Source organism: Streptomyces sp. Ag109_O5-10 (assembly GCF_900105755.1).
Lineage (GTDB): Bacteria > Actinomycetota > Actinomycetes > Streptomycetales > Streptomycetaceae > Streptomyces.
The window spans coordinates 2,826,009-2,850,734 of the sequence record NZ_FNTQ01000001.1 but is presented as its reverse complement, the minus strand read 5'-3'; the positions used below and the strand labels follow the sequence as shown (position 1 = coordinate 2,850,734).

Sequence of the window (24,726 nt, the reverse complement as noted above, 5' to 3'; positions counted from 1 at the left end):
GACCAGCGGAAGCCGGCAGTTGTCCACCTGGTTCGCAGCCGGTTTCCCCAGGTGCGGGCAGTACGCTCGCGCGCCATGACCGCACACGCCGAATCCGACGCCCAACCAGGGACACCCGGGGCGCAGGCCGCCGACGAGGAGGACGAGGACCTCTACGAGGACGCCCGCCGGGCTCGCTGGACCGCCACCGTGACCGGGGCGCTGCTGGCCCTGATGGGGCTCACCGCCGCGCTGATGAAGGTGGGCGGGGGTGTGCCCGCCCTGGTGCCGGCCGCCTACGGCACCGGATCCGCCGTGTGCGTGTTCGCGGCGGTGCTGGGGGCCCGCGGCCGCACCCGCTGGGCCCTCTGGCTGATGATCCTGGGGGTCATGATCATGGCTCTCGGCGACCAGTTCGACTGACGCACCCGCCCCGGACCGGCAGCGGGCCGCCCGGGCACGGGGCCGCACATGAGAGGCTCGACGTGCCGGTCGAGCACGCGGTGGAACTGGAGAAGAACGATGTACGCGATATCCCTGGGCGACGGCGCCGAACTGCGCCCACTGGAGCCCTGGCACGCCGAGGAGTTCCTGGCCCACCTGGAGCGCGGGCGGGAGTTCATCGGACAGTTCATCTCCTTCGGCTCCAAGGAGACGGACGTGCCCGCCGCACGGGCCATGCTCCAGCGGTACGCCGACATGCGCGCCGCCGACACCGGCTCCCTGCACGGCCTGTGGCTCCAGGGCACGCTCGTCGGCGGGGTGCTCTTCCTGAACTTCGACGCCGAACACGGGAACGCCGAGGTCGGCTGCTGGCTGGAGCCGGCCGGCACCGGGCGCGGACTCGTCACGCGCGCGATGCGGGTCCTGCTCGACTTCGCGGTCGACCAGCGCGGTATCCACCGGATCGAGTGGGTCGCCGCCTCGGGCAACGAGCCCAGCCTGAACGTGGCCCGGCGGCTGGGGATGACCCGCGATGGCGTACGCCGTCAGGCGCACCCCTATGGTGGCGTACGGCACGACCTGGAGGTGTGGTCGATCCTCGCCCCGGAATGGCGTGAAGCACGCGCGCGTGCCGCTGCGAACGATCATTAAGACGCCTCTCAGACAGGATCCGTACGGTGCCGGACATGGGAACCAAGACAGCTGACGAGACCGGTGCCGAGACGGGCGCCGAGGCCACGACCGACGAGGAGAAGGTGAGCGTCACCAAGAGCGCCGACGACGTGCCGGAGGCGGCGGCCGCCGACGGTGCGGACACCGGCCTCGTCGCGGAGAACGCCGACGACACGGAGAGCGCCGAGAACGCCGAGGACCTGGAGGGCGACGCGGAACTCGCCGGGGACCTGGCCGAGTCCGAGGGGCCGTCCGGGGTCGGCCAGGGTGCCGCCGCCGTCGTCTCCGTCGCGCTCGGCCTGGTCTCCCTGACGGGCGGCTGGATCGGGACGGTGGCCGCCGCCCGCGAGACCCTCGTCGGCCAGCTCCAGACCTCGTCGACCGCGAGCGTCGCCAAGCAGGTCAAGGAGGTGTACGGCGACGCGTGGGCGACCACCGCGCTGTGGGCCGGCCTGTTCGCGCTGGCCGCGCTGGTCACCGGCGTCGTGGTGCTGGCCCGGCCCGCCTTCGGTGCCCCCGGCAGGCCGCAGGCGCCGTGGATCAAGTCGGTCGCCTGGGCGGGTGTCGCGCTCGGTGTCATCGGCCTGCTGCTCGCCGTCCTCAAGTACTCCGACGCGCTCCTCGGGCTGCCGTCGACCGGCTGAGCCGACCACGACGGCCCAGGCCGGAGGGGCCTTAGGGCGTCCGTAAGCACCTTACGGACGGTCTGAGGCCCCTTACGCGTGTCCGGGGTCCGGCGGCCCCGCGAAGATGCGGAACTCTCCCGATGTGGCGTACCCCCCTGGGAGACGAAGGTGGAGGCATCGCGGAAAGCGAAGCCCGATCACCCGATCTCACAAGGGACACCACCATGTTCGAGTACGAACTCCACCGGATCCGATCCGCCGAACTGCGCCGGCAGGCCGCGGACGCCCGTCTCGCCCGCGAGGCCGTCCGCTCCCGCCGCGCCGCCCGCCGCGAGGCCGGGGCAGCCGGGGCGGCAGGGCACACCACGGCGACGGCGGACGCCCTGGCGGTGCCGGAGGCCCATACCGACCGCCGTGACCGGCGCCGGCTCCCGCGCGCCGCGTGAACACGGGAGGTCCGGGCGGGACAGACCGCCCGGAGACCGGGAACGGGGAAGCCGGTGGCCGCACGGGGGTCGGCCACCGGCTTCCCCCGTTGCCGTCCACCGGTACGACAAGCGCACCGGTGCTGTGGAAAACCGCTGCCGTCGGCTCCGCGGCCCATGCGATGCTCTGGCCTGTGGAAACCAGGTCCGTGAGTCCCGTCTTCGTAGGCCGCAACGACGAGTTGGACACACTGAACGACGCGCTGGAGCGTGCCGGGGCCGCCGAGCCGCAGGTGCTGCTGCTCGGCGGCGAGGCCGGTGTCGGCAAGACCCGGCTGGTCGAGGAGTTCGCCACCGCCGCCTGCCGCAAAGGCGCGGTCGTCGCCCTCGGCGGCTGCGTGGAGATCGGCGCCGACGGGCTGCCGTTCGCCCCCTTCTCCGCCGCGCTGCGCGCGCTGCGGGCCGCCCTGCCCGACGAACTGGCCGAGGCCGCCGCGGGCCAGGAGGACGAGCTCGCCCGGCTGCTGCCCGAACTCGGCGAGACCACCGCCGGCCGTCACGACGAACAGGGCATGGCCCGCCTCTTCGAGCTCACCGCGCGCCTCCTGGAGCGGGTCGCCGCCGAGCGCACGGTGGTGGTCGCCCTGGAGGACCTGCACTGGGCCGACGCCTCCACCCGCCACCTCCTCGCCTACCTGCTGCGCACCCTGCGCACCGGCCGGCTCGTCGTCCTCGCCACCTACCGCTCCGACGACATCCACCGCCGCCACCCGCTGCGCCCCCTGCTCGCCGAACTCGACCGGCTGCGCACCGTCCGCCGCCTCGAACTCGCCCGGTTCACCCGCGAGGAGGTCGGCCGCCAGATCGCCGGCATCCTCGCCGCCGAACCCGACCCCGCCCAGGTCGACGACATCTTCCAACGCTCCGACGGCAACGCCTTCTTCGTCGAGGAACTCGCCGTGGCCGGGGCCGAGGCCTGCCGCACCGGGCTCACCGACTCACTGCGCGACCTGCTCCTGGTCCGGGTCGAGGCCCTGCCCGAGAGCGCCCAGCGGGTCGCCCGGATCGTCGCCGAGGGCGGCTCCACCGTCGAGTACCGGCTGCTGGCCGCCGTCGCCCAGCTCGCCGAGGACGACCTGATCGAGGCGCTTCGGGCCGCCGTCGGCGCCAACCTCCTCACCGCCACCCCGGCCGGAGACGGCTACCGTTTCCGGCACTCCCTGGTCCGCGAGGCCGTCGCCGACGACCTGCTGCCCGGCGAACGCTCCCGGCTCAACCGCCGCTACGCCGAGGCCCTGGAGGCCGACCCCCAGCTGGTGCCGGCCGACGCGCGCGTGACCCGCCTGGCCAGCTACTGGTACCAGGCCCACGACCCGGCCAAGGCCCTGCCCGCCGCCCTCGACGCCTCCGTCGTGGCCCGCCGCCGGCACGCGTACAGCGAACAACTGCGGCTCCTGGAGCGGGCGATGGAGCTGTGGGACACGGCCCCCGAGGAGGTCCGCGCGGCCCTGCGCCCCGTCGACTACACCGACGTCTACCCTCCTTGCGGCTGCGATCCCGCCACCACCCCGCTGCGCTACCTGGACCTGATGGCGGAGGCGGCCGTCGCCGGCCGCTTCTGCGGGGAGCGCGAACGCGCCCTGAAGATCACCAAGAAGGCGCTGCGGATCCTCGAGGACGAGCACGACCCGCAGCGCGCCGCCTGGTTCTGGGTGCAGCGCTCCCGGCTGGTCCAAGGACTCGCCCGCGGCGACGGCCGGCAGGAACTCGGCACCGCCCAGGACCTGGTGCGCGGCCTGCCGCCGTCCGAGGTGCACGCCGACGTGCTGGCGAACGCCGCCGCCTGGTCCATGCTGCACGAGCCGGGCCCCGAGGCCTTCGCCGCCGCCGAGCGGGCCGTGGAGTACGCGCGGATGGTGGGCGCCCGCGAGATCGAGCTCAACGCGCGCGTCACCCTGGGCACCCTCATGGTCGACGCGGGCGACGTCGACGGCGGCCTCGCGGAGCTGGAGCGCGTCAAGGACGCCGCGCTCCAGGAAGGCGTCGCCCATGTCGCGGGCCGCGCCTACACGAACCTCCCCTCCGAGCTGGAGTCGGTCGGCCGCTCCCGCGAGGCGGTGCCGATCCAGCGCGAGGGCATCGCCTTCACCCGGCGGTACGGCCTGCTGGACGCCGAGGCATGGGTCTGGGGCAACCTCTCCGAGTCGCTGTACGCGCTCGGCCGGTGGGACGAGGCCGCCGAAGCCGCCGCGGGCGCCCTCGGTTCCGCGGCCAGCGCCAAGCCCCGGGGCGCCGGCGCCCTGCACCTGGCCCATATCGCCCTCGCCCGCGGCGACACGGCCGAGGCCGCCCGCCGGCTGGCCATCGCGCGCGCCCACTACGGCACCCACGACCCGATGCCCCAGGCCCAGCTGCCGGTCGCCCGGATCGCGATCGGCGTCGCCGCCGCGGAGGGCAGACTCCTCGACGCCCGCGCCGAGCTGGCCCGCACCCTGGCGGCCGGCTTCCCGCCCGGCACCCACCGCTACGGCTGGCCCCTGCTGCTGGCCGCCGCCACCGCCGAGGCCGACGCCCGCGCCCTGCCCGCGGCGGCCGACGGCCGCGCCGGGACCCTCGACCGGCTCGCCGAGACCACCCGCAAGCTCGCCACCGGCGCACCCCTGTGGCAGGCGTACGAGCGCTGGACCCGCGCCGAGCTGCACCGGGCCCGGGGCACCGGCACCGCCGCGGTCTGGTCGGACGTGGTCACCGACTTCGAGCGCCTGGACCGCCCCTACGACCTCGCCCGGGTCCGCCGCCGCCTCGCCCAGGCCCTGCTCGAAGAGGCCGGCGGGGACGACGAACGCGACCGCGCGAGGGAACTCCTCCGGCTGGCCGGGGCCGTCGCCGACCACCTCGGCGCCCGCCCGCTCGCCGAGGCCGTCGCCCTCCTCGCCCAGCGCGCCCGCCTCACCCTCGCCGCCCGCGCCGCCCGCCCGGTCCTCGACCCTGCCGAGAGCCTCGGCCTCACCAGCCGGGAGCGCGACGTCCTGCGCCTGGTCTCGGCCGGGCGTACCAACCGCCAGATAGCCGAGGAGCTCTTCATCTCCCCGAAGACCGCGAGCGTCCACGTGTCGAACATTCTCGGCAAGCTGGGCGTTGCAGGGAGGGGCGAGGCGGCGGCGGTGGCGCACAGACTGGGGATGTTCCCCGCCGAGGCCCTCGACCCGACCAGGTAAGGGGACGGCAGAGGAGGCACCGTGTTCAACATGTTCGAGGAGCTGTTCACACCCGGCCGCAAACACACCCACGAGGAGCAGAAGCGGCTGGAGCTGACCCGGGAGGACGTGGGGGACGCGGATCCAGGACGCGGGCCCATAGACCTAGCCTCCGGCAAGGTCGTCATACGGCTTCCGCAGGAGGAGCCGGCGGTGGAGCCCGAGGACGACCCCGTGGCGGACCCCAAGGACGAGCCCGCGGTGGACTCCGGGGACGACGAGGGGTGAGCGGCGCCGCCCGCGCCGGCTACTTCACCTCCAGCTCCAGGATCCGATCGTCGCCCGGCTTCGGCTTGCCCCGCCCGTCGGTGTTGCTGGTCACCAGCCACACCTTGTCGCCGCCGGCCGCCACGACCGTGCGCAGCCGGCCGTACTCGCCGGTGAGGAAGGCCTGCGGAGCCGCGGCCGCGGTGGTGCCGTCCAGCGGGATGCGCCACAGCCGCTGCCCCTTGAGCCCCGCCATCCAGATCACGCCGTCGACATAGGCGATACCGCTCGGGGAGGCGTCGTCGGTGTGCCACTGGGCGATCGGACTGACGTACTTCGGGTCCGACGACCTGCCCTCCGCGTTCGGCCAGCCGTAGTCGCCGCCGGGCTTGATCGCGTTCAGCTCGTCCCAGGTGTCCTGGCCGAACTCCGAGGCGAACAGCCGCTGCTTGTCGTCCCAGGCGAGGCCCTGCACGTTGCGGTGGCCGTAGGTGTAGACGGGGGAGTCCGGGAACGGGTTGCCGGGGGCCGGGTCGCCCTCCGGCGTCAGCCGCAGGATCTTGCCGCCGAGCGACTTCCTGTCCTGCGCGAGCCCCCGCTGTCCGCTCTCCCCGGTCCCGGCGTAGAGCATGCCGTCCGGGCCGAACGCGATCCGCCCGCCGTTGTGGATGTACCCCTTCGGGATCCCCTTGAAGATCGTGTCGGGGGCGCCCAGCTGCTCCTTGGCCGGCTTGCTCTCGTCCCAGAGCATGCGGACGACGCGGTTGTCGGAGGCCGACGTGAAGTACGCGTAGATCATGTGGTCGGAGGCGAAGTCGGGGGAGAGCGCGATCCCCAGCAGACCTCCCTCACCGGCCGCGGACACCCCGGAGACGACCCCCAGCTCCGTGATCTTCCCGGTCTTCTCGTCGACCTTGCTGATCGTCCCGTCGTCCCGGTCGGACACCAGCAGCCCCGCCCCGTCCGGCAACGGCGCCAGCCCCCAGGGCGACTTCAACCCCGTCGTGACCGTACGCAGCACTTTCACCGCCCCCGCGGCGGGCGCGGCGGACTCGGTGGCCCCGGCCGACGGGGAGGCCCCGGAGGAGTTCGCCGACGACCCCCCGGCCCAGGACGGAGTGGGCAGGCCCCCACCCCCGCCCCCGGAGGAACAGCCCGCCACCAGCAGCACGCCGGCCATGGCCAACACCGCGGCCCCACCTCGACGTCGCACGATCACGATCCCTTCGTACAGGCCTCGGCACCTCCGACCGACGGTAGTACAACGCACCCCGTCAGGGGGGCGGGGCCTACCGGCGGATCCTGAGGTGAACGCCGCTGACAGCGCCCCGAAAGGGGTGCGGGGCTGCCGGGCGGATCCTGAGGCGAATGCCCGCTGGCAGCGCCCCGAAAGGGGCGCGGGGAACTGCGCGACCAGCCCCCACGGCGCCGCACCGGACCACCGGCAGAGCACGGCAGTCTCCGGGCTAGTCCCAAGAGCCCTGCGCAGCAGGCAGCCCGCCCAGCTCCGCCAGATCCTCCGCCGTCAGCCGGACCTCCACCGCACCGGCGTTCTCGGCCACCCAACGCCCCTGCTTCGCCCCCGGCACCGGCACCACATGCGCCCCCTGCGCCAGCACCCACGCCAGCGCCACCTGAGCCGCGGTGACACCGTCGCGCTCCTGCCGGCCCGCGATCCTCCGCAGCCCCGCCACGATCGGCTGGTTCGCCGCCATCATCTCCGCCGTGAAGCGCGGGTGCCGCGCACGCAGATCGTCCGGCTCGAACCCCTCGCCCGGCGTGAGCGACCCGGTCAGGAAGCCGTTGCCCAGCGGCATCGCCGCGAGGAACCCCACCCCGCGCGCCGCGCACCACGGCAGCAGCGACTCCAGCGCCTCCGGCGACCACACCGACAGCTCCGCCTCGACCGCGGTCACCGGAAACACCTGCTGCACCCGCTGCAGTTGCCGCAGGGTCGCGTCATGCAGCCGCGCGCCGGACCTGCGCCCCCCACGCGCCCCCACGGCGCACAACCCCAGTGCCCGCACCTTTCCCGCCTGCACCAACTCCGCCATCGCGCCCCAGGTCTCCTCGACGGGAACCTCGGGGTCGGCGCGGTGCAGCTGGTAGAGGTCTATGACATCGGTCTGCAGCCGCCGCAGCGACGCGTCGCAGGCGCGCCTCACATAGCCGGGCCGGCCGTTGGCCACGATGTGCTGGTCGCCCACCAGCAGCCCCACCTTCGTCGACACGAAGGCCTCCGCACGCCGTTCCCTGAGCACCCGCCCCAGCAGCAGCTCGTTGGTGAACGGACCGTACATGTCTGCCGTGTCAAGGAGTGTCACGCCCAGGTCCAGCGCCCGGTGCACCGCTCTCAGCGACTCGTCACCCCGCTGCCGCGACCCGCTGTACGCCCAGCTCATCGGCATGCACCCGAGTCCGACGGCCCCCACCGCGAGCGCCCCCGCGCCGATCGTCCTGCGCTCCACCAGCCCGTGAACCTCCTTCTTGGGACCCCAACCTAACCCGCCCGCCGTCACACCCCTGACATAGCCTCCTGACCATGACCCGAGACGCATGGCTGCCCATCCCGCCCGACGAGTTCACGGACCTGCCCGACGGCCTCGACTACCTCTTCTGGAACGGCGACCAGGACTTTCCCGGTGACCCCGCGGACTGCGCCGTGTACGTCGTCCCCTACATGAAGCGGCAGCCCGTCAAGGTGCGCCCGCTGGCACAGATGCGCAACGTCCGGCTCATCCAGACCCTCACCGCGGGCGTCGACGACATGACCGCGGCCCTCGACCTGATCGTCCCCGGGGTGCAGCTCTGCAACGCCCGCGGTGTGCACGAGGCGAGCACCGCCGAACTCGCGCTCGCGCTCACGCTGGCGTCCCTGCGGGGCATCCCGGGATTCGTCCGCGCCCAGCAGCAGGAACACTGGCAGAGCGGCTTCTACCAGGCCCTCGCCGACAAGTCCGTCCTCATCGTCGGCTACGGCGCCATCGGCGCGGCCGTGGAGGACCGGCTCGTGCCCTTCGAGGTTGCGCGGGTGGCGCGCGTCGCGCGCTCCGGGCGCGCCTCGGCGCGCGGTCCCGTGCACCCGCTCACCGAACTGCCGAATCTGCTTCCGGAAGCCGATGTCGTCATCCTCACCACGCCCCTCACGGACACCACGCGCGGCCTGGTCAACGCGGAGTTCCTCGCAGGGATGAAGGACGGCGCACTGCTCGTGAACGTCGCGCGCGGGCCCGTCGTGGACACCAAGGCCCTCCTCGCCGAGCTGGAGAGCGGCCGCCTCACCGCCGCCCTGGACGTCACCGACCCCGAGCCGCTGCCGGCCGGACACCCCTTGTGGCAGGCGCCCGGCGTGCTGATCAGCCCTCATGTCGGCGGCCCCACCTCGGCCTTCCTGCCGCGCGCCAAGCGTCTCGTCGCCGAGCAGTTGAACCGTTTCGTGAACCGGGAGCCGTTGCGCAACGTGATTTTGACGACGGGATCCAACGACAACTGACCATCACGGCAATACGCGTGTAATCCGCTTCCGGTACGGTCCGCGACCCTCCGGGCGCGGTGCGTGCACGCATAGCCGCTGGTCGTCACGGAGCGTAGAGAAGCTATGTCCCTGAGTGACGAGACTGGTGTATCGTCCCGGAAGGGGCTGCGCCGCGCACCGTACGGCGCCGGGGATGGACATTTCAGATTTGTGAGGGGGGCGACGGGCGATGCACGGCCTATGGACGAACGATCCGACGCGGCGGAGCCGCCGGCGGCGACCCTGGCGCACGGCTGCGCGCAGACGCGGCCACCACACCAGCCATCACCACCACCGCAGGCCCAGCGGACGCAGGAGGCACGCTCACCCAGCGCACCGGGACCCGCGGGACCCGGGGGCGGTGCGGATCGGGAGGGTCCGGTGACGACGCCGACGCCTGTGACGACCACCCTCCCCGGAGCGCTGCGGGCACAGCCTCCGGCGGGGAAGCCGCACCCCCGGCCGCCGGCCGCCGGCGGCGGGACCGGCGTGGTCCGCCAACTCGTCCTGGCCCTGATCTGCGCGGGATACGCCGTCGGTTCCGCGTTCGACTGGGGCTCGAACCAGATCGCCCTGTTCATGGGTGACTTCGGTCTGACCGCGGCCGCCGGCACCGCCGCCGTGTCGTGCTTCTTCTACGCCCGCTCCCCGCGGGTCCGCTTTCGACCTGCCTGGCTGCTGTTCGCCCTCTCCTCGGCGATGGCGGCCCTGGGCAACGCTGTCTGGGGATGGTACGAGGTCGTGCTCCACCGGCCCGTGCCCAGCCCCAGCTACGCCGACCTGTTCTTCCTGTGCTTCGCGCCGCCCGCCATCGTCGGCCTGCTGGTGCTGGCCAAGCGGCCGGTGACCAGGGCCGGCTGGATCTGCCTGGCGCTGGACGCCTGGCTGATCGGCGGCTCGCTGCTCACCCTGTCGTGGAGCCTCGCGCTCGCCCAGGCCGCCCGGTTCGACGGGCCCAGCGTCGCGCACACCGCGCTCTCGCTGGCCTACCCGCTGCTGGACATCGCCCTGGTCAGCATGGTGCTGGCGCTGCACTTCCGGCGCTCGCCCGGCAACCGCACCGCGGTGAACACCGCGATCGGCGCCCTCGCCCTGACCGTGATGTGCGACGCACTGTTCACCTCGCCGCTGCTGCACAGCAGTTACCACTCCGGCCAGCTGCTGGACGCGGGCTGGTTCGCCGGCTCGCTGCTGCTCGCGTACGCCCCCTGGGCCGCACCCCGGCCACAGGGCGCCCAGGATCCCGAGGGGCACACGCGCGTGGTCCACGAGCACGTGCCCGGTGGCCGTGCCCCGGCGGCCAAGCAGCCGCCGGCGCCTGCCCCGGGAGGTGATCACAGCCGGTACCCGGCCGGCCGGCCGATCACCGGCTCCCTGGCCGCGCTCACCCCGTACCTGGCCGCCGCCGTGTGCACCCTGGGTATCCTCTACAACGTCCTGAACGGCCGCAGTCCGGACCACGTCGTCCTGATCACCGCCGGCTGCGTGGTCCTCGCGCTCGTCGTGCGCCAGGGCATCATGCTGCTCGACAACATCACCCTCACCCAGGAACTGGCACAGCAGGAGAACCACTTCCGCTCCCTGGTGCAGGGCTCCAGCGACGTCATCATGATCGCCGCGCCGAACGGCATGCTCCGGTACGTCTCCCCGGCCGCCGCCGGGGTCTACGGCCGGTCCGCCGACGACCTGGTGGGTTCGGAACTGGCCAGCCTCATCCACCCGGAGGACCTGGGCTGCGTGGTGCACGAGGTGCGCCGCTTCCTCGCCGCCAGCTCCGCGGAGGAACCCACCACCCGCATCGAGTGCCGGTTCCGGTCCGGCGAGGGCGGCTGGCTCAACGTCGAGTCAACCGTCAACCGTCACCACGGCGGCCTCATCTTCAACAGCCGGGACGTGACCGAGAGAGTGCGCCTGCAGGCGCAGCTGCAGCACAACGCCGAGCACGACCCGCTCACCGACCTGCCCAACCGCGCCCTGTTCACCCGGCGCGTGCAGCAGGCCCTGTCCGGGCGCCGCTCCTCCGACCGGGGCCCGGCCCTGAGGAACACGGCGGTGCTCTTCATCGACCTGGACGGGTTCAAGGCCGTCAACGACACGATCGGGCACCAGGCCGGGGACGAACTGCTCGTCCAGGCCGCGCGCAGACTCCAGGAAGCGGTCCGCCAGGGCGACACCGCGTCCCGGCTGGGCGGCGACGAGTTCGCCGCGCTGATCGTCGGCGACGGCACCCGTGACCGCAGTGCCCGGGAGCGGCACATCCTGGAGCTCGCCGACCGCCTCAGGGTGACCCTCTCCCAGCCGTACGCCATTGACGGCAACGATGTCCGTGTCAACGCGTCCATCGGCGTCGCCTTCGCCGAACCGGGTCTCGGCGCGGGCGAGTTGCTGCGCAACGCCGACCTGGCGATGTACCGCGCCAAGTCGGCCGGAAAGGGCCGCGTCAAGCTGTACAAGCCGCAGATGCAGCAGGACGTCGTACGCAAGGCGGAGCTGGCCACCCGGCTGCGGGCCGCCCTGCACGACGGCGAGTTCGCGCTGCTGCACCAGCCCGTGGTGTGCCTGGAGAACGGCAGGATCGAATCGGTCTCGGCCCAGGCACGCTGGCGCTCCTCGCAGGGGGTGCTGTTCACGCCGGCCGAGTTCCTGCGGGTCGCCGAGGACAGCGACAAGACGGCCGAGCTGGACCGCTGGATCCTCCAGGAGGCGGTCGAGCAGGCCGCCGAGCGGGCCGCCGGCGGGCTCGTGGTGCCGGTCGCCGTCCGGACGTCCGCCCGGCGGCTGCTCGACCGGTCCTCGCCGCTCGGGTCGGTGGAGTCCCTGCTCGCCCGGCACGGGCTGCCCTCGGGGGCGCTGCTCCTGGAGCTGTCCGACACCGACCCCAGGGTCCCGCTGGACGAGCTGGAGCGGCGGCTCACCGCGCTCAGCCGGCACGGTGTCCGGATCGCGCTGGACGGCTTCGGCAGCGGCTACGCGGCGATCACGGCGCTGCGCAAGCTCCCCGTCGACGTGCTCAAGCTCGACCGCAGCCTGGTCGAGGGGGTCGTCGAGTCGGCCCGCCTGCACAAGATCACCAGTGGGCTGCTGCGGATCGCCTGCGATCTCGGCCTGCAGTCCGTGGCCGAGGGCGTGGACCTGCCCGAGCAGGTCACGGCGCTCCGCGCGATGGGGTGCACGCACGGGATGGGCATGGCGTTCTCCGGCCCGGTGGACGAGTACCGGCTGCGCCGGGCGCTCGGCTCCGGCCACTATCCGGTTCCGCACGCACCTGCAGAGCCGGCGTTCGCGGGGAGGGCCCCGGGGGTGTACACCGGTGGTGTGCCTGCCGGTGTACCCGCCGTGCTCGGAGGCGGAAGTGGCCTACGCTCACATAATGAGACTCCCGTCCCACCCACTTGACACGTGGTGCGCGTCAGAGGGAGGGTCAGTTCCATGCGCACCCGAATTCTCGTACTTGGACAGCGCGTCGGCTGAGCTGGGACCCACCGGAGGACGATCCGGAATCCCCAGCGACCACACCGGCGCGCTCCCCTCGCTTGCCTTTTGGCACGAGGGGTTTTTTGTTGCACCAGCACCAGACGTACGGCAGCGAAAACCCGTACGAACCTCGCAAAAACCCTCAGCATCGAGAAGAGAATGCCGATGACCGAGCAGGCCACCGGGGCCCACCATCCGCAGCCGCGGCCCCGTTCCGGAGGACAGCACACCCCGACCGTCGAGCACGTCTCGGGTGCCAAGTCCCTCATCCGCTCGCTTGAGGAGGTCGGCGCTGACACGGTATTCGGCATCCCCGGTGGCGCGATCCTGCCGGCCTACGACCCGCTGATGGACTCCACCCGGGTGCGCCACGTCCTGTGCCGGCACGAGCAGGGCGCGGGCCACGCGGCCACCGGCTACGCGCAGGCCACCGGCAAGGTCGGCGTCTGCATGGCGACGAGCGGCCCGGGTGCGACGAACCTGGTGACGCCGATCGCGGACGCGCACATGGACTCGGTGCCGCTCGTGGCGATCACCGGGCAGGTCGCGTCCTCCTCGATCGGCACGGACGCCTTCCAGGAGGCGGACATCGTCGGTATCACCATGCCGATCACCAAGCACAACTTCCTCGTCACCAAGGCCGAGGACATCCCCCGGGTGATCGCCCAGGCGTTCCACATCGCCTCCACCGGCCGCCCGGGCCCGGTCCTCGTCGACATCGCCAAGGACGCACTCCAGGCGAAGACCACCTTCTCCTGGCCGCCGGTCATGGACCTGCCCGGCTACCGTCCGGTGACCAAGCCGCACGCCAAGCAGATCCGCGAGGCCGCCAAGCTGATCACCTCCGCGAAGCGGCCCGTCCTCTACGTCGGCGGCGGCGTCATCAAGTCGCACGCCACCGCCGAGCTCAAGGTGCTCGCCGAGCTCACCGGAGCGCCCGTCACCACCACCCTGATGGCGCTCGGCGCGTTCCCCGACAGCCACCCGCTGCACGTGGGAATGCCGGGCATGCACGGTGCGGTCACCGCCGTCACCGCGCTGCAGAAGGCCGACCTGATCGTCGCCCTCGGAGCCCGCTTCGACGACCGCGTCACCGGCAAGCTGGACAGCTTCGCCCCGTATGCGAAGATCGTCCACGCCGACATCGACCCCGCGGAGATCGGCAAGAACCGCGCCGCCGACGTGCCGATCGTCGGCGACGCCCGCGAGGTCATCGCCGACCTGATCCAGGCGGTGCAGAAGGAGCACGCCGAGGGCCACCAGGGCGACTACACCGCGTGGTGGAAGGACCTGAACCGCTGGCGCGAGACGTACCCGCTGGGCTACGACCTGCCCGACAACGGGTCGCTCTCGCCGCAGCAGGTCATCGAGCGCATCGGGCAGCTCGCCCCCGAGGACACGATCTTCGCGGCGGGCGTCGGCCAGCACCAGATGTGGGCCGCGCACTACGTGCAGTACGAGCAGCCCGCCACCTGGCTGAACTCCGGCGGCGCCGGAACCATGGGCTACGCGGTCCCGGCCGCCATGGGCGCCAAGGCCGGCCGGCCGGGCAGGACCGTCTGGGCGATCGACGGCGACGGCTGCTTCCAGATGACCAACCAGGAACTGACCACCTGCGCCCTGAACAACATCCCGATCAAGGTCGCCATCATCAACAACGGCGCCCTCGGGATGGTCCGCCAGTGGCAGACCCTCTTCTACAACCAGCGGTACTCCAACACGGTGCTGCACTCCGGGCCCGACGACGTCAACCCGGACGCCCGCGGCACCCGGGTCCCCGACTTCGTCAAGCTGTCGGAGGCCATGGGCTGCTACTCCATCCGGTGCGAGTCCCCGGACGACCTCGACAAGGTCATCGAAGAGGCGAACTCCATCAACGACCGCCCCGTCGTCGTCGACTTCATCGTCCACGAGGACGCCATGGTGTGGCCGATGGTCGCCGCCGGCACCTCCAACGACGAGATCCTGGCCGCCCGGGACGTCCGCCCCGACTTCGGCGACAACGAAGACGACTGAGCGAGAGACACCAAGAGAGACGCTGAGAGAGAGACGCAGAAGAAAATGTCCAAGCACACGCTCTCCGTCCTGGTGGAGAACAAGCCGGGCATCCTGGCCCGCATCGCCGCCCTGTTCTCCCGCCGCGGCTTCAACATCGACTCGCTCGCCGTCGGGGTCACCGAGCACGCCGACATCTCCCGCATCACGATCGTGGTGAGTGTCGAGGCGCTGCCGCTGGAGCAGGTCACCAAACAGCTCAACAAGCTCGTCGAGGTGCTCAAGATCGTCGAACTGGAGCCGGGTTCGGCCGTCCAGCGCGAACTCGTTCTGGTGAAGGTGCGTGCCGACAACGAGACGCGCTCCCAGATCGTCGAGATCGTCCAGCTGTTCCGCGCCAAGACCGTCGACGTCTCGCCGGAGGCCGTCACCGTCGAGGCCACCGGCAGCAGCGAGAAGCTCACCGCGATGCTCAAGATGCTGGAACCGTTCGGCATCAAGGAACTGGTGCAGTCCGGCACCATCGCGATCGGACGCGGGGCCCGTTCGATCACCGACCGGTCGCTGCGCGCCCTCGACCGATCTGCGTAAGGCTTGACACGGGCGGCCGGCGGACCTTCCCGGCGCGTTGCCCGCCCGCATGCCGAGACCCCGAAACTTCCCGTCCGCCCACCGTCATACGGTGGGACGCAACACCTGCACACCAAGGAGAGAACCCAAAGTGGCCGAGCTGTTCTACGACGCCGACGCCGACCTGTCCATCATCCAGGGCCGCAAGGTCGCGGTCATCGGCTACGGCAGCCAGGGTCACGCCCACGCGCTGTCGCTGCGCGACTCGGGTGTCGACGTGCGTGTCGGTCTGCACGAGGGCTCCAAGTCCAAGGCGAAGGCCGAGGAGCAGGGCCTGCGCGTGGTGACCCCGTCGGAGGCCGCCGCCGAGGCCGACGTCATCATGATCCTGGTCCCGGACCCGATCCAGGCCCAGGTCTACGAGGAGTCCATCGCCCCGAACCTGAACGACGGCGACGCCCTGTTCTTCGGTCACGGCCTGAACATCCGCTACGGCTTCATCAAGCCCCCGGCCGGCGTCGACGTCTGCATGGTCGCCCCCAAGGGCCCGGGCCACCTGGTGCGCCGTCAGTACGAGGAGGGCCGCGGCGTGCCGTGCATCGTGGCCGTCGAGCAGGACGCCACCGGCAACGGCTTCGCGCTGGCGCTGTCGTACGCGAAGGGCATCGGCGGCACCCGCGCCGGCGTCATCAAGACGACGTTCACCGAGGAGACCGAGACCGACCTCTTCGGCGAGCAGGCCGTTCTCTGCGGTGGCACCTCCGCCCTGGTCAAGGCCGGTTTCGAGACCCTGGTCGAGGCCGGTTACCAGCCGGAGATCGCCTACTTCGAGTGCCTGCACGAGCTGAAGCTCATCGTCGACCTGATGTACGAGGGCGGCCTGGAGAAGATGCGCTGGTCGGTCTCCGAGACCGCCGAGTGGGGCGACTACATCACCGGCCCGCGGATCATCACCGACGCCACCAAGGCCGAGATGAAGCAGGTCCTCGCCGAGATCCAGGACGGCACCTTCGCCCGCAACTGGATGGACGAGTACCACGGCGGTCTGAAGAAGTACAACGAGTACAAGAAGCAGGACTCCGAGCACCTGCTGGAGACCACCGGCAAGCAGCTGCGCAAGCTGATGTCCTGGGTGAACGAAGACGCGTGAGCCCCAGGTGACAGGGCCGGGGCGAGCGCCCCGGCCCTGTTGTCCACCCCGTCGAACCCCGGACGGGTGATCCTTCCGCAGAGGCGCAGGACGACCTCCGTCCCGCCACTACACTGCCGTACTACATACGCGTCAGGCCCACAGCGTCGTGCGTCTCCACGCGGCTAGCCAACCTCCACCGCCTGCGGCCGTCGGGACGGCCGTCCGCATTGGACATGTGAGGACTCACGTGAGCTCGAAACCTGTCGTACTCATCGCTGAAGAGCTGTCGCCCGCCACCGTCGACGCGCTGGGCCCGGACTTCGAGATCCGGCACACCAACGGAGCAGACCGAGCCGAACTGCTCCCCGCCATCGCCGACGTGGACGCGATCCTGATCCGCTCCGCCACCAAGGTCGACGCCGAGGCCATCGCCGCGGCGAAGAAGCTGAAGGTCGTCGCACGAGCCGGCGTCGGCCTGGACAACGTCGACGTCTCCGCCGCCACCAAGGCCGGCGTGATGGTCGTCAACGCCCCGACCTCCAACATCGTGACCGCCGCCGAACTGGCCTGCGGTCTCCTCATCTCCAGCGCCCGCCACATCCCGCAGGCCAACGCCGCGCTGAAGAACGGCGAGTGGAAGCGCAGCAAGTACACCGGTGTCGAGCTCGCCGAGAAGACCCTCGGTGTCGTCGGCCTCGGCCGGATCGGCGCCCTGGTCGCGCAGCGCATGTCGGCCTTCGGCATGAAGGTCGTCGCCTACGACCCCTACATCCAGCCCGCCCGCGCCGCCCAGATGGGCGTCAAGGTGCTGTCCCTGGACGAGCTGCTCGAGGTCGCCGACTTCATCACCGTGCACCTCCCGAAGACCCCCGAGACGGTCGGCCTGATCGGCGACGAGGCACTGCGCAAGGTCAAGCCGTCGGTGCGGATCGTCAACGCCGCGCGCGGTGGCATCGTCGACGAGGAGGCGCTGTACGCGGCGCTCAAGGAGGGCCGGGTCGCCGGCGCCGGCCTCGACGTCTACAGCAAGGAGCCGTGCACCGACTCCCCGCTCTTCGAGCTCGACCAGGTCGTCTGCACCCCGCACCTCGGCGCCTCCACCGACGAGGCCCAGGAGAAGGCGGGCATCGCGGTCGCCCGCTCCGTCCGCCTCGCGCTCGCGGGCGAGCTGGTCCCGGACGCGGTCAACGTCCAGGGCGGGGTCATCGCCGAGGACGTCAAGCCGGGCCTGCCCCTCGCCGAGCGCCTCGGCCGGATCTTCACCGCGCTCGCCGGCGAGGTCGCGGTCCGCCTCGACGTCGAGGTCTACGGCGAGATCACCCAGCACGACGTGAAGGTGCTGGAGCTGTCCGCGCTCAAGGGCGTCTTCGAGGACGTCGTCGACGAGACGGTGTCGTACGTCAACGCCCCGCTGTTCGCGCAGGAGCGTGGCGTCGAGGTACGGCTGACGACCAGCTCGGAGTCGGCCGACCACCGCAACGTCGTCACCGTGCGCGGCACCCTCGGCAGCGGCGAGGAGGTGTCGGTCTCCGGCACGCTGTCCGGCCCGAAGAACCTCCAGAAGATCGTCGCGGTCGGCGACTACGACGTCGACCTCGCGATCGCCGACCACCTGCTGGTGCTGCGGTACGAGGACCGGCCGGGTGTCGTCGGCACCGTCGGCCGCATCCTCGGGGAGGCCGGGATCAACATCGCCGGCATGCAGGTCGCCCGTGCGGCGGCGGGCGGTGAGGCGCTCGCTGTCCTGACCGTCGACGACACGGTGGCCTCGGGCGTGCTCGCCGAGGTCGAGGCGGAGATCGGGGCTACGTCCGCTCGTTCGGTGAACCTCGTCTGATTTTTTGCCCACCTGCCCACCCGACCCGGTGGGCTGGAAGGCTCGCGTCATGTCCGCAAACGCCGGACGGGCTGAGTGGATCAGCCCGTCCGGCGTTTGCGTGGTCACCCCCTCGTCACCCCCTCCGCAGCGTCAGCACCGCCCCCACCGCCGCCAGTGCCAGCAGCGCCGCCCCCGCGATCGCCGCACCCTGCATGCCGCTGGTGAACGCCTCCCGCGCGGCCCGGACCAGGGACTCTCCCGCGGGCCCCGGCAGCCGGGCCGCCGTCGCCAGGGCGCCGCCCAGGGTCTCGCGGGCGCCTGCCGGAGCCGTGGCCGGCATCTCGTGGCGGTAGACCGCCGTACCGATCGACCCCAGTACGGCCATACCGAGCGCACCGCCGAACTCCGCGGCCGTCTCCAGGAGCGAGGACGCCGTCCCGGCCCGCTCCACCGGCGCCCCGGTCATCGCGAGGTCGGTCAGCTGGGAGACGATCGCCACCATCCCGCAGGCGAGGACGCCGGCGCCGGTCAGCACCAGCCACAGCGAGTCGGTGCCGACCAGGGCGAGCAGCACGAACCCGGCCGCCATCGCAGCGAAACCGCCGGCGACCACGTGTCCCCGGTCGGCGCCCCGCCGTACCAGCTGTGCGGTGAGCGGACCCGCGGCCCCGATGAACACGGAGGGCAGCAGACTCCACAGGGCCGCCGCGAGCGGGCTCATCCCGAGGACCGACTGCAGGTACTGGGTGGTGAAGATCGCCGAACCCATCATCGCGAGCGAGGCGACCAGGTTCAGGACCAGCGCCGGGGTGAAGCCCCGGCCCGTCAGCAGGGCGGGCGGGATCATCGGGGAGCCGGTGGTGCGCTGGCGGTGGACGAAGAGGGCGGCGAAGACCAGGCCGACGGTGACCGAGACGACGTACAGCGGGTGCCAGCCCTCGGAGGGGATCTCCTTGACGCCGTAGACCACGGGGAGCACGGCGGCCATCGAGAGCGGGACGCTCAGCCAGTCGAAGCGGCCGGGGGAGGGGTTGCGGGACTCCGGGAGCAGGAACGGGCCGGCGAGCAGGAGCAGGGCCATCGCCGGGAGGTTGACCAGGAAGACCGAGCCCCACCAGAAGTGCTCGACCAGGATTCCGCTCATCACCGAGCCGAGCGCGATCCCGCCCGTCATCACTCCCGACCACAGGCCGATCGCCTTCGCGCGCTGGCCCGGGTCGGTGAACATGGTGCGCAGCAGCGCCATCGTCGACGGCATCAGGGTCGCGCCGCCGATGCCGAGGACCGCGCGGGCGGCGATCAGGGTCCCGGCGCTGTCCGCGTACGCGGCGAGCAGCGAGGCGCCGCCGAAGGCCGCGGCGCCGAACAGGAGCAGACGCCGACGGCCGATGCGGTCGCCAAGGGCGCCCATCGTCATCAGCAGCCCGGCCAGGACGAAGCCGTAGATGTCGAGGATCCACAGCTGCTGGGTGCCGCTCGGCGCCAGGTCCGCGCCGATCGCCGGAAGGGCGAAGTAGAGGACCGAGACGTCCATCGAGACCAGGAGCAGCGGAAGCATCAGGACACCGAGCGCGGTCCATTCGCGGCGCTCGGCCAGGGAGTTGGCGGTCGGTGGTGCGGTCGTCGTGCTCGTCGGGTTCGTCATGCCGAGGAATGTACGGGCGTATTAAACGAGTGTCTAGAACGCTTGTATAAGTCATGCGTCTAGGACGGGTGTATGGAACCCGGTAGGGTGGCCGGCATGGGACACCGTGAGGATCTGCTGGAAGGCGCCAAGCGCTGCCTGCTGGAGAAGGGGTTCGCGCGGACGACGGCGCGCGACATCGTCAGGGAGTCGGGCACCAACCTCGCCTCGATCGGCTACCACTACGGCTCCAAGGACGCGCTGCTCGCCCAGGCCTACATCGCGCTGGTGGAGGAGATGTCCTTCGAGGGCGGCGACGGGGGACTGACCGGAGCTCCCGGCTCCCTCGAACGGTTCCGGGAGGTGTGGTCGAACATCGTCGACAGCATGCGCGGGCCCGGCTCCATGTGGCGGCTCGGCCTGGAGATCGTGACGATGGGCGACCGGATGCCGGAGGTGCGCGACCAGTTGGCGCGCGCTCAGCGCGAGGGAGGCCGCGGGCTCACCTCACTGCTGATGGGCGTGCCGGAGGAGGAGGTCTCCGACGAGACCGCCGACACCCTGGGCCGCTTCTACATGACCCTGATGTCCGGCCTCATCTCGCAGTGGACCTTCGACCCGAAGACCGCGCCTGACGGCGACACGCTCGCCGAGGGGCTGCGCCAGATCGTCGAGGCCGCGAACCGGAGTTGACACGCCGGACAGGCCGGTGCCGGGGCGCCGGTCAGGCCGAGCGGGTCCGCACGGCCGTCCGGGAGCCTGTGCGGCCCACCGGCCACGCCGACGCTGCCGTGGCACTGGAAACGCGCACCTCAGGCGAGCCGGGCCGCCTTCAGCGCCATGTGCAGCAGCAGGCGGTCCTCGCCGTCGTCCAGGTCGAGACCGGTGAGCTGTTCGACGCGGGAGAGGCGGTAGTACAGGGTCTGGCGGTGGATGCCGAGCGCGGTGGCCGTGCGGCCCGCCTGGCCCGCGTGGTCGAGGTAGACCTCGGCGGTGCGGGCCAGTTCGTGGTGGGCCGGGGTGAGGAGCGGGGCCACGGCCGGGTCCTGCGGGGCCTGCGGCGGCAGCGCGGTCAGCAGACGGTACGGGCCGATCTCCGCCCACTGCGCGACCGGCCCCAACCGCGGCTCCGCCAGCGCCGCCCGGGCGGCCGCCGTGGCCTCCTGCCAGGCCGCGCCCAGCCCGGCCAGCCCGGTCCGGGCCGAGCCCACCCCCGCGGCGCAGCCCTGCGCCGCCGGGACCGGCCCCGCGAGCCCCGCGGCGACGGCCGCCGCCGTCCGCGCCCCGGCTCCGCGGGCCGTCGCCGACCGGGCTTCCTCCGCCTCCTTGAGCAGCCGGGCGGCGGCCGTCAGGGCGGGCGTGGCCGTGTCCGTGCTGCGCAGCCGGACCAGTACGGCGAGGCTGTGGCCCGTCGCGCCCCAGGGCAGGGCGCACAGCGCGGTGGCGTGCGGGACCGTGCGCGGGGACGGGGCGTCGTCCGGGTCGGCGGACGGCCAGGGGGCGACGCAGACCAGGGTGTGCGGGCCGTCCCCCCGGGTGCCGAGGGCGGTACGGAGCTCGGCCACCGCCATGTCCCGCTGCCAGCCGTCCTCCGCGACCAGCACCGCCCGCAGCTCCCGGCCGAGCCCGGCGCCCGCCTGCGCCTCGTCCGCGAGCAGCGCCCCGATCCGCCCCGCCACCCCCATGGCGGCGGCCAGCTGGGCGTCGGTCGGACCCGGGTCGGAGTCGAGCAGCCACACGTAGCCGAGGACGACACCCCGATGGCGTACCGGAAGGCAGATCCGCCCCCGGTACACGCCGGCCTCCGGGGTCGGCGGGATCCGCACCGGCCCGGTCGCCCGGGTGATGCCGAACCCCTCGAACCAGGTGCGGACCGCCGTGGTCGAACGCCGGGTCAGGATCGAGCGGGTGCGCACCGGGTCGAGCGCCGACGGATCGAGCTCGCCCTCGCTGTCGTACGCCCCGAAGGCGATCAGCTCGAAGTCGCGGTTCTCCAGGGTCGCCGGGACGCCGAGCAGCTCCGAGATCTCGTCGACCAGCTCCTGGTAGTCACCCTTGAATTCCGACGTCACCCGGGCATTCTCCCGCAATTCACGGCCGCCTTCATACATCTGTCTGAGATCCCCCGCGCGGATGCGTGACAGCTGTCGATGGCCCACGATCGGAGGGATCCCTACCTTTCACGGTGGTCCCCCGTGCCGTATCCAAATCGTCGGATCGCGGCTGTCTGGCATGTGTTGTGGAGGTGCCCCGTGCTGGGTCCCGTGATTCTCGCCGCGTCGCGCAGCGACCGGATGCGCCGTCTGATCTCGGCGGCCCCGGTGACGAAGCAGGTCGTCGACCGCTTCATCCCCGGTGAGTCGGTCGCGGACATCGTCCCGATCATCGAGGAGCTCACGGGCCGCGGCCTGGAGCTGACGATGGACGTCGTCGGCGAGGACATCACCACCCCCGAGCAGGCCGGCGCCGCCCGGGACGCCTACCTGGCGCTGATCGACCGGCTGCGCGGGCTGGGCCTCGGCGAGCGCGTCGAGATGTCGGTGAAGCTGTCCATGTTCGGCCAGGCGCTGGACGGCGGCCACGAACTGGCCCTCGCCAACGTCCGCCCCGTGGTCGAGGCCGCCGCCGCCATCGGCACGACCGTCACCCTTGACGCCGAGGACCACACCACCCTCGACTCGATGTTCGCCATCCACGAGGAACTGCGCCGGGACTTCCCGCAGACCGGCTGCGTCATCCAGGCCTACCTCTTCCGCACCGAGGCCGACGCCCGCCGCCTCGCCGACAGCGGCAGCCGGGTCCGCCTGGTCAAGGGCGCCTACAAGGAGCCCGCCGAGGTCGCCTACCAGCAGAAGCACGAGATCGACAAGGCGTACGTGCGGATCCTGCGGACTCTGATGGACGGCGAGGGGTACCCGATGGTCGGCTCCCACGACCCGCGCCTGATCTCCGTCGCCCAGGAACTCGCCCGGCGCGCCGGCCGCAAGCCCGACGAGTACGAGTTCCAGATGCTGTACGGCATCCGCGGCGACGAGCACCTGCGGCTGGCCGCCGAGGGCCACCGGATGCGCGTCTACACCGCCTATGGCACGGACTGGTACGGCTACTTCATGCGCAGGCTCGCGGAGAAGCCGGCCAACCTGCGCTTCTTCCTGAGGAGCATGATCAGCCGTGGCTGACGCGACGTGGCTGTGCAGCGGCTTCGGCCGGGAGTCCGGTGGGTGTCCCCCGGGCAGGCACAGCCTCCGCTCGATGGTCAGCAAGGGCTGAGCCCCACCCCCCACCAAGCCGCGACAAGCCTCACCGCCCGCTCAAGTTCAAGGAGTTACGGATCCCATGGACGCTGTGACCCAGGTCCCCGCCCCCGTCAACGAGCCGGTGCACGGCTACGCCCCCGGCTCGGCCGAGCGCACCCGCCTGGAGGCGAAGCTCAAGGAGCTCGCCGAGAACCCGCTCGAGCTGTCGATGACCATCGGCGGCGAGAAGCGGCTCGGCGGCGGCGAGCCCTTCCAGGTCGTGCAGCCGCACAACCACAAGGCCGTCATCGGCACCGGCCGGCACGCCACCCAGCAGGACGCTCAGGACGCGATCGACGCGGCCCTCGCCGCCGCGCCCGCCTGGCGCGCGATGTCCTTCGACGACCGCGCCGCGATCATCCTGCGCGCCGCCGAACTGCTCGCCGGTCCCTGGCGCGAGACCATCGCCGCCTCCACCATGCTCGGCCAGTCCAAGACCGCCCAGCAGGCCGAGATCGACTCGCCCTGCGAGCTGGTCGACTTCTGGCGGTTCAACGTCCACTACGCCCGCCAGATCCTGGCCGAGCAGCCCCCGGCCAACTCCCCGGGCGTCTGGAACCGCCTCGACCACCGCCCGCTCGAGGGCTTCGTCTACGCGATCACGCCGTTCAACTTCAGCGCGATCGCCGGCAACCTGCCGACCGCGCCGGCCCTCATGGGCAACGTGGTCGTGTGGAAGCCGTCCCCGACCCAGACCCACGCCGCCGTGCTGCTGATGCAGCTGCTGGAGGAGGCCGGTCTGCCCAAGGGCGTCATCAACCTCGTCACCGGCGACGGCATCGAGGTGTCCAAGGTCGCCCTCGAGCACCGGGACCTGGCCGGCATCCACTTCACCGGTTCCACCAAGACCTTCCAGTACCTGTGGAAGACGGTCGGCAACAACATCGAGAAGTACCGCTCGTACCCGCGCCTGGTGGGCGAGACGGGCGGCAAGGACTTCCTCGTCGCCCACCCGAGCGCCGACCGGGCGGTCCTCAAGACGGCGCTCACCCGCGGCGCCTTCGAGTACCAGGGCCAGAAGTGCTCGGCCACCTCCCGCGCCTACCTCCCCGCGTCCATCTGGAACGACGGCTTCCGCGAGGAGTTCGCCGCCGAGGTCGACTACCTGACCATGGGTGACGTCACCGACCTGTCGAACTTCATCGGCGCCGTCATCGACGAGCGCGCGTTCGCCAAGAACAAGGCCGCGATCGACCGCGCGAAGACCGACCCGAGCTGCGAGATCGTCGCGGGCGGCTCGTACGACGACTCGGTCGGCTACTTCGTCCGGCCGACGGTCGTCGTGTGCAGCGACCCGGAGAACGAGGTCTTCCGCACCGAGTACTTCGGCCCGTTCCTCGCCGTGCACGTCTACGAGGACGACCAGTACGACGAGATGCTGACCCAGATGGAGTCGGTGTCCGACTACGCGCTCACCGGCTCGGTCATCGCCAACGACCGCGCGGCGGCCGCGTACACGATGGAGAAGCTGCGCTACGCGGCCGGCAACTTCTACATCAACGACAAGTCGACCGGCGCCGTCGTCGGCCAGCAGCCCTTCGGCGGCGGCCGCGCCTCCGGCACCAACGACAAGGCCGGCGCTCCGCAGAACCTGCTGCGCTGGACGCTGACCCGCGCCATCAAGGAGACGCTGGTCGCCCCGACCGACTACGCGTACCCGCACATGGGCTGACCCACAGCCCGCCGAGCAAC

Annotated in this window: 19 protein-coding genes; 15 read left to right on the top strand and 4 right to left on the bottom strand. The window is 71.8% G+C overall.

Translation table 11 applies throughout. The features are described 5' to 3' along the window. Nucleotides 1-75: 75 nt before the first annotated feature. From BLW82_RS12960 to BLW82_RS12935, 6 genes are all read left to right on the top strand, one after another. Nucleotides 76-402 (top strand): hypothetical protein, encoded by a 327-nt coding sequence (locus BLW82_RS12960; protein WP_093498933.1) that lies wholly within the window; start codon nt 76-78, stop codon nt 400-402. A gap of 99 nt (nt 403-501) precedes the next feature. Continuing rightward, complete coding sequence (locus BLW82_RS12955) at nt 502-1,074, top strand: GNAT family N-acetyltransferase (protein WP_093498932.1); 573 nt, start codon at nt 502-504, stop codon at nt 1,072-1,074. A 35-nt stretch (nt 1,075-1,109) separates the two neighbouring features. Further along, entirely contained in the window at nt 1,110-1,739 is a 630-nt protein-coding gene (locus BLW82_RS12950; RefSeq protein WP_093508019.1) for a hypothetical protein, read from the top strand. Nucleotides 1,740-1,945: 206 nt separating this feature from the next. Beyond that, complete coding sequence (locus BLW82_RS12945; protein ID WP_093498931.1) at nt 1,946-2,167, top strand: hypothetical protein; 222 nt, start codon at nt 1,946-1,948, stop codon at nt 2,165-2,167. 161 nt (nt 2,168-2,328) lie between these two features. Next, nucleotides 2,329-5,364, top strand: coding sequence for a helix-turn-helix transcriptional regulator (locus BLW82_RS12940; protein WP_093498930.1), 3,036 nt, complete (start codon nt 2,329-2,331; stop codon nt 5,362-5,364). Between the two features lie 30 nt (nt 5,365-5,394). After that, the gene (locus BLW82_RS12935) at nt 5,395-5,631 is read left to right on the top strand and encodes a DUF6191 domain-containing protein (RefSeq protein WP_371131490.1); all 237 of its coding nucleotides are present in this window, start codon (nt 5,395-5,397) and stop codon (nt 5,629-5,631) included. A gap of 19 nt (nt 5,632-5,650) precedes the next feature. Here the strand turns inward: BLW82_RS12935 and BLW82_RS12930 are convergent, their stop codons facing one another. Then, entirely contained in the window at nt 5,651-6,790 is a 1,140-nt protein-coding gene (locus tag BLW82_RS12930; RefSeq protein ID WP_093498928.1) for a PQQ-dependent sugar dehydrogenase, read from the bottom strand. Between the two features lie 286 nt (nt 6,791-7,076). Further along, entirely contained in the window at nt 7,077-8,078 is a 1,002-nt protein-coding gene (locus BLW82_RS12925) for an aldo/keto reductase (protein ID WP_093498927.1), read from the bottom strand. A gap of 74 nt (nt 8,079-8,152) precedes the next feature. On the opposite strand from BLW82_RS12925, the gene BLW82_RS12920 reads away from it, so the two are divergent. From BLW82_RS12920 to serA, 6 genes are all read left to right on the top strand, one after another. Beyond that, nucleotides 8,153-9,103 (top strand): 2-hydroxyacid dehydrogenase, encoded by a 951-nt coding sequence (locus BLW82_RS12920; RefSeq protein WP_093498926.1) that lies wholly within the window; start codon nt 8,153-8,155, stop codon nt 9,101-9,103. 222 nt (nt 9,104-9,325) lie between these two features. Then, nucleotides 9,326-12,520 carry a putative bifunctional diguanylate cyclase/phosphodiesterase gene (locus BLW82_RS12915; protein ID WP_093498925.1) on the top strand — a complete coding sequence of 1,065 codons (3,195 nt, stop codon included), beginning with the start codon at nt 9,326-9,328 and terminating at the stop codon, nt 12,518-12,520. 243 nt (nt 12,521-12,763) lie between these two features. Further along, nucleotides 12,764-14,614 carry an acetolactate synthase large subunit gene (locus BLW82_RS12910; RefSeq protein WP_177232925.1) on the top strand — a complete coding sequence of 617 codons (1,851 nt, stop codon included), beginning with the start codon at nt 12,764-12,766 and terminating at the stop codon, nt 14,612-14,614. Between the two features lie 45 nt (nt 14,615-14,659). Continuing rightward, entirely contained in the window at nt 14,660-15,184 is a 525-nt protein-coding gene (gene ilvN / locus BLW82_RS12905) for an acetolactate synthase small subunit (protein ID WP_093498923.1), read from the top strand. Between the two features lie 130 nt (nt 15,185-15,314). After that, entirely contained in the window at nt 15,315-16,313 is a 999-nt protein-coding gene (gene ilvC / locus BLW82_RS12900; protein WP_093498922.1) for a ketol-acid reductoisomerase, read from the top strand. A gap of 229 nt (nt 16,314-16,542) precedes the next feature. Next, complete coding sequence (gene serA / locus BLW82_RS12895) at nt 16,543-18,132, top strand: phosphoglycerate dehydrogenase (protein ID WP_093498921.1); 1,590 nt, start codon at nt 16,543-16,545, stop codon at nt 18,130-18,132. A 115-nt stretch (nt 18,133-18,247) separates the two neighbouring features. Here serA and BLW82_RS12890 read toward each other — a convergent pair whose 3' ends face one another. After that, nucleotides 18,248-19,759 carry an MFS transporter gene (locus BLW82_RS12890; protein WP_093498920.1) on the bottom strand — a complete coding sequence of 504 codons (1,512 nt, stop codon included), beginning with the start codon at nt 19,757-19,759 and terminating at the stop codon, nt 18,248-18,250. Between the two features lie 96 nt (nt 19,760-19,855). Here BLW82_RS12890 and BLW82_RS12885 point away from each other — a divergent pair, with 96 nt between their 5' ends. Next, nucleotides 19,856-20,431, top strand: a complete 576-nt coding sequence (locus BLW82_RS12885) for a TetR/AcrR family transcriptional regulator (RefSeq protein WP_093508018.1) — start codon at nt 19,856-19,858, stop codon at nt 20,429-20,431. A gap of 119 nt (nt 20,432-20,550) precedes the next feature. Here BLW82_RS12885 and BLW82_RS12880 read toward each other — a convergent pair whose 3' ends face one another. Continuing rightward, complete coding sequence (locus tag BLW82_RS12880) at nt 20,551-21,849, bottom strand: PucR family transcriptional regulator (RefSeq protein ID WP_177232924.1); 1,299 nt, start codon at nt 21,847-21,849, stop codon at nt 20,551-20,553. A 141-nt stretch (nt 21,850-21,990) separates the two neighbouring features. On the opposite strand from BLW82_RS12880, the gene BLW82_RS12875 reads away from it, so the two are divergent. Next, the gene (locus BLW82_RS12875) at nt 21,991-22,917 is read left to right on the top strand and encodes a proline dehydrogenase family protein (RefSeq protein ID WP_093498918.1); all 927 of its coding nucleotides are present in this window, start codon (nt 21,991-21,993) and stop codon (nt 22,915-22,917) included. Between the two features lie 157 nt (nt 22,918-23,074). Next, nucleotides 23,075-24,706: an L-glutamate gamma-semialdehyde dehydrogenase gene (gene pruA, locus BLW82_RS12870; protein ID WP_093498917.1), complete on the top strand. Its 1,632-nt coding sequence runs from the start codon at nt 23,075-23,077 to the stop codon at nt 24,704-24,706. The last annotated feature ends 20 nt before the right edge of the window (nt 24,707-24,726 follow it).

Excerpts from the sequence above, each read along its gene's own strand:
- BLW82_RS12960 (WP_093498933.1), top strand. The coding sequence starts at position 76 with ATGACCGCACACGCCGAATCCGACGCCCAACCAGGGACACCCGGGGCG.
- BLW82_RS12955 (WP_093498932.1), top strand. The coding sequence starts at position 502 with ATGTACGCGATATCCCTGGGCGACGGCGCCGAACTGCGCCCACTGGAG.
- BLW82_RS12950 (WP_093508019.1), top strand. The coding sequence starts at position 1,110 with ATGGGAACCAAGACAGCTGACGAGACCGGTGCCGAGACGGGCGCCGAG.
- BLW82_RS12945 (WP_093498931.1), top strand. The coding sequence starts at position 1,946 with ATGTTCGAGTACGAACTCCACCGGATCCGATCCGCCGAACTGCGCCGG.
- BLW82_RS12940 (WP_093498930.1), top strand. The coding sequence starts at position 2,329 with ATGCTCTGGCCTGTGGAAACCAGGTCCGTGAGTCCCGTCTTCGTAGGC.
- BLW82_RS12935 (WP_371131490.1), top strand. The coding sequence starts at position 5,395 with ATGTTCGAGGAGCTGTTCACACCCGGCCGCAAACACACCCACGAGGAG.
- BLW82_RS12930 (WP_093498928.1), bottom strand. The coding sequence starts at position 6,790 with ATGGCCGGCGTGCTGCTGGTGGCGGGCTGTTCCTCCGGGGGCGGGGGT.
- BLW82_RS12920 (WP_093498926.1), top strand. The coding sequence starts at position 8,153 with ATGACCCGAGACGCATGGCTGCCCATCCCGCCCGACGAGTTCACGGAC.
- BLW82_RS12915 (WP_093498925.1), top strand. The coding sequence starts at position 9,326 with ATGGACGAACGATCCGACGCGGCGGAGCCGCCGGCGGCGACCCTGGCG.
- BLW82_RS12910 (WP_177232925.1), top strand. The coding sequence starts at position 12,764 with ATGACCGAGCAGGCCACCGGGGCCCACCATCCGCAGCCGCGGCCCCGT.
- ilvN (WP_093498923.1), top strand. The coding sequence starts at position 14,660 with ATGTCCAAGCACACGCTCTCCGTCCTGGTGGAGAACAAGCCGGGCATC.
- BLW82_RS12890 (WP_093498920.1), bottom strand. The coding sequence starts at position 19,759 with ATGACGAACCCGACGAGCACGACGACCGCACCACCGACCGCCAACTCC.
- BLW82_RS12885 (WP_093508018.1), top strand. The coding sequence starts at position 19,856 with ATGGGACACCGTGAGGATCTGCTGGAAGGCGCCAAGCGCTGCCTGCTG.
- BLW82_RS12880 (WP_177232924.1), bottom strand. The coding sequence starts at position 21,849 with ATGTATGAAGGCGGCCGTGAATTGCGGGAGAATGCCCGGGTGACGTCG.
- pruA (WP_093498917.1), top strand. The coding sequence starts at position 23,075 with ATGGACGCTGTGACCCAGGTCCCCGCCCCCGTCAACGAGCCGGTGCAC.